10 protein-coding genes are annotated in these 9,453 nt (G+C 66.6%); 8 read left to right on the top strand and 2 right to left on the bottom strand.

Going from position 1 to position 9,453, the window contains the following annotated elements; all coding sequences use genetic code 11:
• Window position 1 precedes the first annotated feature (1 nt).
• Window positions 2-397, top strand: a complete 396-nt coding sequence (acpS, locus tag AWC25_RS14950) for a holo-ACP synthase AcpS (protein ID WP_069398824.1) — start codon at window positions 2-4, stop codon at window positions 395-397.
• Window positions 398-475: 78 nt separating this feature from the next.
• Window positions 476-1,801: a dipeptidase gene (locus AWC25_RS14945; protein WP_069398825.1), complete on the top strand. Its 1,326-nt coding sequence runs from the start codon at window positions 476-478 to the stop codon at window positions 1,799-1,801.
• Here the strand turns inward: AWC25_RS14945 and bcp are convergent.
• Entirely contained in the window at window positions 1,798-2,271 is a 474-nt protein-coding gene (gene bcp / locus AWC25_RS14940; protein WP_085167023.1) for a thioredoxin-dependent thiol peroxidase, read from the bottom strand. The two genes, AWC25_RS14945 and bcp, sit on opposite strands and share 4 nt — an antisense overlap.
• An 81-nt stretch (window positions 2,272-2,352) precedes the next feature.
• Here bcp and AWC25_RS14935 point away from each other — a divergent pair, with 81 nt between their 5' ends.
• The 5 genes from AWC25_RS14935 to AWC25_RS14915 all read left to right on the top strand — a co-directional run bounded on the left by AWC25_RS14935 (window position 2,353) and on the right by AWC25_RS14915 (window position 6,344).
• Entirely contained in the window at window positions 2,353-2,580 is a 228-nt protein-coding gene (locus AWC25_RS14935; RefSeq protein ID WP_044507168.1) for a DUF3618 domain-containing protein, read from the top strand.
• Between the two features lie 65 nt (window positions 2,581-2,645).
• On the top strand, window positions 2,646-3,248 hold the full coding sequence (locus tag AWC25_RS14930) for a TetR/AcrR family transcriptional regulator (RefSeq protein ID WP_069398827.1): 603 nt from the start codon (window positions 2,646-2,648) through the stop codon (window positions 3,246-3,248).
• Between the two features lie 356 nt (window positions 3,249-3,604).
• Window positions 3,605-4,342 carry an ABC transporter ATP-binding protein gene (locus tag AWC25_RS14925; protein ID WP_232326894.1) on the top strand — a complete coding sequence of 246 codons (738 nt, stop codon included), beginning with the start codon at window positions 3,605-3,607 and terminating at the stop codon, window positions 4,340-4,342.
• Window positions 4,339-5,511 carry an ABC transporter substrate-binding protein gene (locus tag AWC25_RS14920; protein ID WP_069398828.1) on the top strand — a complete coding sequence of 391 codons (1,173 nt, stop codon included), beginning with the start codon at window positions 4,339-4,341 and terminating at the stop codon, window positions 5,509-5,511. Before AWC25_RS14925 ends, AWC25_RS14920 begins: the two co-directional genes overlap by 4 nt.
• Window positions 5,508-6,344, top strand: a complete 837-nt coding sequence (locus AWC25_RS14915) for an ABC transporter permease (protein ID WP_084229135.1) — start codon at window positions 5,508-5,510, stop codon at window positions 6,342-6,344. Before AWC25_RS14920 ends, AWC25_RS14915 begins: the two co-directional genes overlap by 4 nt.
• A 15-nt stretch (window positions 6,345-6,359) precedes the next feature.
• On the opposite strand, the gene AWC25_RS14910 is transcribed toward AWC25_RS14915, so the two are convergent.
• A complete protein-coding gene (locus AWC25_RS14910; protein WP_069398829.1) occupies window positions 6,360-8,099 on the bottom strand; it encodes a DUF3556 domain-containing protein in 1,740 nt (579 codons plus the stop codon).
• Window positions 8,100-8,317: 218 nt separating this feature from the next.
• Between AWC25_RS14910 and AWC25_RS14905 the strand changes: the two genes are divergently transcribed.
• The gene (locus AWC25_RS14905) at window positions 8,318-9,235 is read left to right on the top strand and encodes an FkbM family methyltransferase (protein ID WP_142278855.1); all 918 of its coding nucleotides are present in this window, start codon (window positions 8,318-8,320) and stop codon (window positions 9,233-9,235) included.
• Window positions 9,236-9,453 lie beyond the last annotated feature (218 nt).

Genomic DNA, 9,453 nt, shown 5'->3' with positions numbered 1-9,453 from the left:
CATGGGCATCGTCGGTGTGGGGATAGACGTCGTATCCATCCCTGATTTCGCCGAGCAGGTCGACCAGCCGGGGACCGTCTTCTCCGAGACGTTTACCCCCGGCGAGCGTCGGGACGCCTCGGACAAGAGTTCGTCGGCCGCGCGTCATCTGGCGGCGCGCTGGGCGGCGAAGGAGGCCGTGATCAAGGCATGGTCGGGATCGCGGTTCGCCCAGCGTCCCGTGCTGCCGGAGGACATCCACCGCGACATCGAGGTCGTCACCGACATGTGGGGACGGCCGCGGGTCCGGCTGACCGGGGATATCGCCAAACATCTTGCCGAGGTGACCATTCATGTGTCGCTGACGCACGAGGGCGATACCGCCGCCGCGGTGGCCATCCTCGAAACGGCCGGTTAACGCCCCTGCGGCCCGCAACGAATGCGCGCCGGTGTTTGTAGCCGGCACCCCCTTCGGCGTCGTGCGTGAGGAGAAACCGTGACCGAGCTAGCCCAGCGCGTCCGCGACGTATTGCCGTCGGTGCGCCGTGACCTCGAGGATCTGGTGCGCATCGAATCGGTGTGGGCCGACCCAAAGCGGCGCAGCGAAGTGCACAAGAGCGCGCAAGCGGTGGCGGACCTGTTGTCGCAGGCCGGGTTTGGCGATGTGCGCATCGTCAGCGAGGGCGGCGCCCCGGCCGTCATCGCCCACCACCCGGCGCCCGACGGCGCGCCGACGGTTTTGCTGTACGCCCACCACGACGTGCAACCCGAGGGTGACAGTAGTCAGTGGGCATCGCCGCCTTTCGAGCCGACCGAGCGCGAGGGCCGGTTGTACGGGCGCGGCAGCGCCGACGACAAGGCCGGTATCGCAACGCATTTGGCCGCATTTCGGGCCCACGACGGCAATCCGCCGGTTGGTGTGACGGTGTTCGTCGAGGGCGAGGAGGAGTCCGGGTCGCCGTCGCTGGGCCGGCTGCTGGACGCCCACCGCGACGCGTTGGCCGCCGACGTGATCGTGATCGCCGACTCGGACAACTGGAGCACCGAAGTCCCGGCGCTGACCGTGACGCTACGTGGTCTGGTCGACTGTGTGGTCGAGGTCGCCACGCTCGACCACGGGCTGCACTCCGGCCTCTGGGGCGGGGTGGTCCCCGACGCGCTGAGCGTGCTGGTCCGGCTGCTGGCCAGCCTGCACGACGACGACGGGAACGTAGCCGTCGCCGGGCTACACGAAAGTTCTGCTGCCGCAGTAGATTACCCACCCGAGCGAGTGCGCGCGGACGCGGGACTGCTGGACGGCGTGTCCGAAATCGGTTCCGGGTCGGTGCCGCAGCGACTGTGGGCCAAACCCGCGATCACCGTGATCGGCATCGACACCACCCCCATCGACAAGGCGTCGAACACGCTGATCCCGCGAGCGCGGGCCAAGATCAGCATGCGCGTCGCGCCGGGCGGTGACGCCGCCGCGCACCTGGACGCGCTGACCGCTCACCTGCAGGCGCACGTGCCGTGGGGCGCCCAGCTTCGCGTCACCCGGGGCGACCTTGGCGAGCCCTACGCGATCGACGCCAGCGGCAGCGTCTACGACGCCGCCCGTCAGGCGTTTCGGCGGGCGTGGGGGACCGACCCGATCGACATGGGCATGGGCGGGTCGATTCCGTTCATCGCCGAGTTCGCCGCCGCGTTTCCCCAGGCGAAAATTCTCGTGACCGGTGTCGAGGACCCCGCCACGCAAGCCCACAGCATCAACGAAAGCCTGCATTTGGGTGTGCTGGAGCGCGCGGCGATCGCCGAAGCCTTGCTGCTGGCCAATCTGGCCTAGACAGACAGGTCGCGGCGCAGCTTAGCGACGTGCCCGGTGGCCTTCACGTTGTACTGCGCGACGGCGATCTTGCCCTTCTCGTCGACCACGAAGGTGGATCGGATGACGCCGGTGACCGTCTTGCCGTACATCTGCTTTTCGCCGTAAGCGCCGTAGGCCGTCAGCACCTTGCGATCCGGGTCGGACAGCAGCGGGAACGTCAGCCCCTCGGCGTCCCGGAACTTGGCCAGCTTCTCCGGCTTGTCGGGCGAGATCCCGACGACGTCCAGACCTGCCCCGTTGAGCTCGGCCAGGTTGTCGCGGAAATCGCAGGCCTGTTTGGTGCAGCCCGGGGTCGAGGCGGCGGGGTAGAAGTACACGATGACGCGTCGCCCCTTGTAATCGGCCAGCGACACCTTGTTGCCGTCGGCGTCGGGCAGGCTGAAGGCGGGCGCTTTGTCTCCCGGTGCCAGGCGCGTGGTCTCGGTCAAGGTGCTTCCCCTTTCGGTTCGCCAGGGCGTCGGCACTAGGGTAGTTCGTCAGGCGCACCGGGCGACTTGGAGGACAGACACGTGGTGGACCGCGATCCCGACACCATCAAGCAGGAGATCGATGCCGCCCGCGACCAGCTCGCGGCCACCGTCGACTCCCTTGCCGAGCGCGCCAACCCGCGCCGCCTGGCCGACGACATCAAGGTCCGGGTGATCGGATTCGTCACCAAACCCGCGGTCGCCGCGTCACTGGCCGGCGTCGGGGCCCTGGTCGTCGTGGTGGTGGTGCGCCGGGTCAGGAACCGCTGACCCCCGCGCCGCGGGCTAGACAGACGGTTCTGTCTAGCGCCGGCGCCTCTGTTAGCGTCCTGGAAATGGACATCCTCGACCGGGATACCGCTGCTGCGGCCGTCGAACCGCGACGGACGTCGTCCCCGGCCGATCGGATGCTCACCGCGGCCACGAAGCTTTTCGCGGCGCACGGCATCCGGGCGGTCGGCATCGACCGGATCCTTCGCGAATCCGGATGCGCCAAGGCCAGCCTTTATGACCTGTACGGCTCCAAAGCGGGCCTGATCAGTGCCTACCTGGCGGCCCTGGACCACGCCGATCGCAAGCGCTGGGAAGAGGCCGCCGCGACCCGGGCCGACCCGGCCGAAAAGGCGCTGGTCTTTTTCGATTTGGCCATCGCCAACGGGCCGCGCTGCGACTTTCCGGGTTGTCTGTACGCCAACGTCGCTACGGAATTTCCCGCCGTACGTTTCGCGCCGATCGACGCGCACCGCGAATGGGTGCGGTCATGCCTGACGGAGTTGATGCGATCCGCCGGTGCCACGCGGCCCGCCGCGACCGCTCGGCAGCTGCAATTGCTTTACGACGGCGCGTTGGCGGGCTCCAAGCTCGAGCAATCCGTCGTGCCGATCGAGATCGGCCGGGGCCTGGCCGCCGACTTCATCAACCGAGCCCGGCGGCGCTGACCCGGCCGACGGTTCCGGGCGGTTCCGCTCAGCGCGATCCGATTTCGGGTGGCCGGCAACCCTGTGGTCGCGTCGGCGTCATGTCAGCACCCGACGCGTCGGCGCTCAGCCAGTGAGATGCCTATTGAGTTGCACGACAATGGTTTTCGCTGCGGCGATTGAGCACGTTGAGCGGGATGCCGACGGCCACCGCGGCGCCCGCCCGCGTCCACCGAGCACGGGACGGCGGACACCGGCCGCAGTGCGATAGACAGAGCGTCTGTCTGTGGCAGCGTCGCGACCGTGCCGTGCCCCGGTGACACGCGTAGCCGGTACCGGATCGCGCCGAAAGGACTACCAGCGAAAGGACTACCGGAGTGGCAGCTGGCACAGTACGAATAGTCAATGGCCACAAGCGGTTCGGTGCGTCCCGTCCCGCGTTGACCGGTATCGACCTGACCATCGACGACGGCAATTTCCTGGCGGTTCTCGGGCGAAGTGGCAGCGGCAAGTCCACCTTGCTGCGGGTGATCGCCGGTCTGGAAAACCTGACGTCGGGGACCGTCGAATGGTCCGGCAGTGACGGCGTGGCCCGCCCGCACACCGGCGTGGTGTTCCAACAGCCGTTGCTGATGCCGTGGTTGACGGCCGGCGAAAACGTGCTATTCGCCGGGCGATTTGCCGCGAATCGCAAATTCTTCGAGCCCGAGTACGCCCGCGAGCTGCTGCGCCGTTTCGACCTGGAGCGCGTCGCCGACCAGTACCCCGACGAACTCTCGGGCGGGCAGGCCCAGCGGGTTTCGATCATCCGGGCGGTTGCGACCCGGCCGCGGCTGCTGTTGCTGGACGAGCCGTTCAGCGCCCTCGACCCCGCCATCCGCGGCGATTTGCAGACCTGGCTGGCCGAACTGGCCGCCGAACTCGGCATCACGGTGGTCCTGGTCACCCACGACGTCGATGAGGCCTTGCTGCTGGCCAGCCGCATCGTCCTGCTCGGCGCCGACGGCCGGATCCGCCGCGAATGGCGCCCTGGCGATGCCGGCACCGACATCGACACCAAGAGGGGCCAGCTTCGGCAGGAGATCCTGGATCACTACCGGGAGGCCGAACAATGAACGGCCGGTTGCTCTCTCGTCGCTCGGCGCTGACGGGCGCGGTCGCGGTGGCGGCGGCCGGCGGGTTGGCAGGCCTGGCAGACCTGGCTCGCGCCGCGACGGTCGACCGCACCAATACCAGCGGGCAACTGCGCATCGGCTACCTGCCGATCACCGATGCGGCGCCGCTGCTGATCGCCCATGCGGCCGGCCTGTATCAGCCGGGCGTGGTGAGTGCGGCTCGTCCCGTGCTCTTTCGCAGCTGGGCGTCGTTGGCCGAGGCGTTCGTCACCCGCCAGGTCGATGCCGTGCACATGCTGATGCCGACCGCTTTGCAACTGCGTTTTCTGCTGGGCAGTGCGGTCCGGGTATTGAGCTGGAACCACACCAACGGCAGCGCATTAACGGTCGCCCCGGACATTACCGACCTCGGGCAGTTGGCGGGAACTCAGGTTGCGATCCCGTTTTGGTGGTCCATCCACAACATCATCCTGCAAGAGCTGTTGCGGGCCCACGACCTGGTTCCGGTGGTGCGCCGCAGCGCTTCACGCGGCGCCCGGACGGTGGAGCTGATCGTGATGAGCCCGTCCGACATGGTGCCGGCGCTGGCCAATCGATCGATCAGCGGCTACGTGGTGGCCGACCCGTTCAACGCGATGGCCCAGGTCCGCAACATCGGACGCATTCACACCTTTCTCGGCGATGTCTGGCGCGACCACGCCTGCTGTGTGGTGATTGCCCACCAGGACCTCATCGATAATCGACCGCAGGCGGCAGCCTCCCTGGTCAACTCGATAGTTCTTGCTCAGCAACGGATTAACGCCGACCGCGCCGCGGCGGCGACGACATTGTCGACGGGGGGTTACCTGCCGCAGCCGGCGCCGGCCATCAAGACCGCCCTGACCTACCGGGCCCAGGACTACCATTTCGCGCACCCGGATTGGCAACCGCAGCGGCTGGGATTTCAGCCGTTCCCGTTCCCGAGTTTCACCAGCCAGCTGGTGGAAGCCATGCATACCACCGTCGTCGACGGCGATCGTCAGTTCCTGAACCGGCTCGACCCCGCTACCGCGCACGCGCAGCTGGTCGACGACACGTTTGTGCGCAGTGCGCTGACCGCGCACGGTGGTCCGCAAAACTTCGGTCTACCAACCGATCTGACCCGAATTGAACAGGTGCAGCCGCTATGACCACCAAGGGAATCAGCTCCGTCGACGACTTGGCTGCCGGTGCCGCAGTGATACCGCCGGCCGGATCGACGCCCAAATGGTCGTTGCTGCACCGCTTCTGGCCACCGACACTGGCGATCGCGGTGGCGGTGGCGATCTGGTGGCTGGGCACCGCGGTGCTGGCCTCCCCGCATTCGCTGTTGCACCAGACCACCCCCGGGCAGGTGGTCCACTCGCTTGCCGAGCTCTACAGACGCGGGGTGCTGGTCTCCGACGCCGAGGTCAGCTTGTGGCGCCTGCTGGTCGGCCTGCTGGTGGCCGCCGTCATCGGGGTACCCGCCGGCCTGCTGATCGGGCTCAACGATTTCGCCGACCGTGCCAGCCGGCCGGTGGTGCAGTTTCTGCGGATGATCTCGCCGCTGTCCTGGGCGCCGATATCGGTGGCGATTTTCGGGATCGGCAACCAGCCGGTCATTTTCTTGATCGCCGCCGCGGCGGTGTGGCCCATCCTGATCAACACCGCCGCCGGGGTCCATGCCGTCGATCCTGGTTACCTGCAGGTCGCAAAGTCGTTCGGCGCCACCCGCGGGGAGTTGCTCACGGTCGTGGTGCTGCCTGCCATCCGCGGGCATTTGCAGACCGGCCTGCGAGTCGCATTGGGAATCGCGTGGGTGGTTTTGGTGCCGGCCGAGATGCTCGGTGTGCGTTCGGGTTTGGGCTACCAGATACTGAACGCGCGCGATCAGCTGGCCTACGGCCAGGTGGTTGCGGTCACCGTGGTCATCGGTGTCATCGGCTACGTGCTGGACCTTGCCGCGCGGCGCCTGCTGTCGTCTGCGCGTGGCGACCGGTGACTCGGTCGGGACAGGTCAGGACATACCTGCGGGGGCGCTGCTGGTCACGTGCACCCGCAGGTCGTCGGACCACGGCTGGGCGGTAACCATCTCGTCGACCTCGACGTAGCCGCGCTCGAACTCGCCGGTCGCCGCGTCCACGAGTCGATACTCCTGGCGCCGTCGGCCGATGGGCTGCGCATCCAGAATCACCACTCGCACCTCGCCCGGCTCGAACCCGCACCGCTGCTGCATCGCCTGCACCAGGCACTCGTTGTGCATATGGCCGTCGCCGAAATTCCAGCCCAGCACCATCGAACAGAGCACCTCACCCTCGCAGAGGTTGTAGTCGTCCTCGTCGTAGCCGGCCAGGGCGCGGTGGACCAGGGTGAGCAACGCACGACCGTGGGTGTTCATCCCCCGGAACGCCAGCGCCAGGTGCAGCGGCACCAGCGTCTCTTCCTTGCTGCCGTAGAGGCGCTCCAGCTGCAGGTGCTGCATCGGGCCCAGGGCGCGCGAACCCGTGCGGAACTTGTCATCGACGGACGGCTTGACGCACCACACCGTGGTGTCCCAATTGCCGGCGTAGTAGCGCATGCCGGGCAGGAACGAAACCTTGCGCGGAAACAGGTTTCCCAGCACGACGACCGTCGCGATGACCGCGAACAGCACCAGTGGCCACGGGCTGGCCAGGTCGGCGAGGCCGACGGGGGCATGGGCGACGAACAGCCACAGCAGGCCGAAGATCATGAAGACGTTCCACTCCAGCGGGACCCCCATCGGGAAGGCCAGCAGGATGTTCAGGTGGAACACGACCATCACGAACGCCGCGATCGCCGTTGGCCAGCCACCGTGTGCGAAGAGCAGGGCCAGCGGCACCAATCCTTCGACCGCGGTGGAGAAGTGGGCGATAAAGCCGGACAGCGCGCTGGGTCTCAGGTCGTCCGGGAAGCGCCGGAACAACGAGCGCTTCAGGACTCCCGAGGGCAGGAACGGGTTGTTGGCCAGCATCGTGGAGATCACGAACGGGAAGTGCTTTGTAAGCTTGGATGCGGCCGCACCCAGCCAAATCGCCATGAACACGAGCTTGGCCCCGATTACGATGTCGACCCCGGAGAACAGGAACACCAGCGCCAGCGGCCCGTACACCTCGGCGCGAGCGGCCAGAAAGATCACCTTGTCGCGCAAGCTGATCGCCGCCAAGACCGCCAGGACCGCGACGGTCTGCCAGCGCGGCAGCACACCAATCGTCGTGTGCAGGGCCGGAATCGGGCCGCTGCCGTCGGATACCAGCGCCAGCGCGATCAGCGCCAGCAGCGCCGCGTACAGCAGCACGTCGAACGGCGTTCGGTCGATGCCCTTGGTCAGCGGTACTCGGTCGGGCCACGGTGGCAGCCGGATGGTGCCCGGCCGCAGCCAGTACAGGATCGACCCCATCGGTGGGAAGTAGCGACCGGCCAGCGGCCCGAAACAACAACCGAGGCCGACCACCTCGAAGAGCATGGTGAACAGCGCTGCCTTCTGGAAAACGATCGGTTCCGCCCACCAGCTGCCGACAGCGGTGAAGTTGCCGATGCCGTTCGTGGTCCACGCGAAGAACCAGCCGCCGAGGATGTACAGCGCGATCTTGATCCCGTACATGACGTGCATCACCAGGGGCGTGCCGAATCCGTTCTCGGCGATGTGGCGCGTCATCGGGATGATCCGCTGGGCGCGGGGCAGCGTGCTCCATTCCGCAACGTCAACGACCGGCAAGTTTGGCCGGATGAACCCCATAGCAGCTCCTTCGACGCAGCTCGCTTGGCGTTTGACGCCGAGAAGAAACTACTCCCAGCAACCACCGATCGGCCAGGATTTGCCGATCCTCAGCCACGGGTTGGGCCGATCTGTCCAGCCCGGGGAGTCGTTGACATTGAATGTTGCCTTCACGTCAATTAACCTCGATTTGAGGGTGGGGTGCAGCAGGCTGGTTCGAAGTGCGGCGTGCTGGGTAGGTGGGGAGCGGGGGCATCAGAGGGGCACTCAAGACTTCCGTTCCTCGACGTGTGTACGAGATTGGGTGCGCGCCGAGCGGACGCGAAGGGAGGGAAACAATCCTATTCCTGGATCATGTCAGCGCGTTGATTGACGCTGCGAGGCTGCACGCCCTCGTTCGACGGGGAAAGCCGGTGCGTGTCAAAGTAAATGGCGGGGACTATTGGCTGAACCCGGAATCCACGGCGCTTTATCACGCCCGCCACTCAGTGCCGAAGATCGCCCGCATGGTCGAGCTGATCGGCGATGCCAAATCCATTTTCGACGTCGGTGCCAATTGTGGGATTTTCGCCGCCCTGTGTGCGCAGAAATTCCCGGCCGCTAACATCCACGCGTTCGAACCCGCCAAGGGACTGCAACCCATGCTCGCGCACAACTGTGCCGCCGAGAACATTTCGGTGCACCAATTGGCGGTGGGTGAGCGCGATGAGGTCGTAACGCTCTACGTTCACCCCGATTCGCAGCAGGCCAACAGCCTGCAACCGGCGGCGGTCGAGGCGTTCCTCGAACCGGACAAGATCGAGACCGAAACCACGCGGTGCGTCGCGCTCGATTCATTCATGGCCGAGCACTCGATCGAGCATGTCGACGTCTTGAAGGTTGACGTGCAGGGATCCGAGGGCGCGGTGTTGCGCGGCGCGCGGTCCGCACTCAGCCACGTACGGTATCTGTTTGTCGAAGCAAGCTGGCTCGATCCGGAGAGCGTGCAACGCCTCTTGCCCGCCGCCGAACATCACGGTTTCAATCATGTTGCGGTGGTCAACCCCGTCCACACCGGCGCCGACCTACTTTTCACCCGAGAACCGATCACCACCGATATCCCGTCGGTGCTGCGTTTCCCGATCGGGCTCGCAAACGCCGGACAACCCTGGTTCTAGCGCGGACCGCAACCGCCTGACGGCGACCACCGAAAGCTGGACAGCACTGTCCGCGTCATGCCCCGGCGCTCCCGTCGGACCGCGACCAAAGCAGGCAATTCAAAAACGCCGGCGTCTCGAGCGGTATATCCAGATGGCATATGGCGATTGCGGGTTTCGCCGCATTCGACGGGCGCGGGAGCCGGCGCGGATATTCGGGTACGACCCAGGCTCGACGG

The sequence above is a fragment of the Mycobacterium sherrisii genome, assembly GCF_002102355.1.
GTDB lineage: Bacteria > Actinomycetota > Actinomycetes > Mycobacteriales > Mycobacteriaceae > Mycobacterium > Mycobacterium sherrisii.
The sequence above is the reverse complement of the archived record's forward strand: the minus strand, read 5'-3'. Positions and strand labels throughout refer to the sequence as shown.

Coding starts and splice junctions, on each gene's coding strand:
- acpS (WP_069398824.1), top strand. CDS start 2: ATGGGCATCGTCGGTGTGGGGATAGACGTCGTATCCATCCCTGATTTC.
- AWC25_RS14930 (WP_069398827.1), top strand. CDS start 2,646: ATGGACATCCTCGACCGGGATACCGCTGCTGCGGCCGTCGAACCGCGA.
- AWC25_RS14920 (WP_069398828.1), top strand. CDS start 4,339: ATGAACGGCCGGTTGCTCTCTCGTCGCTCGGCGCTGACGGGCGCGGTC.
- AWC25_RS14915 (WP_084229135.1), top strand. CDS start 5,508: ATGACCACCAAGGGAATCAGCTCCGTCGACGACTTGGCTGCCGGTGCC.
- AWC25_RS14910 (WP_069398829.1), bottom strand. CDS start 8,099: ATGGGGTTCATCCGGCCAAACTTGCCGGTCGTTGACGTTGCGGAATGG.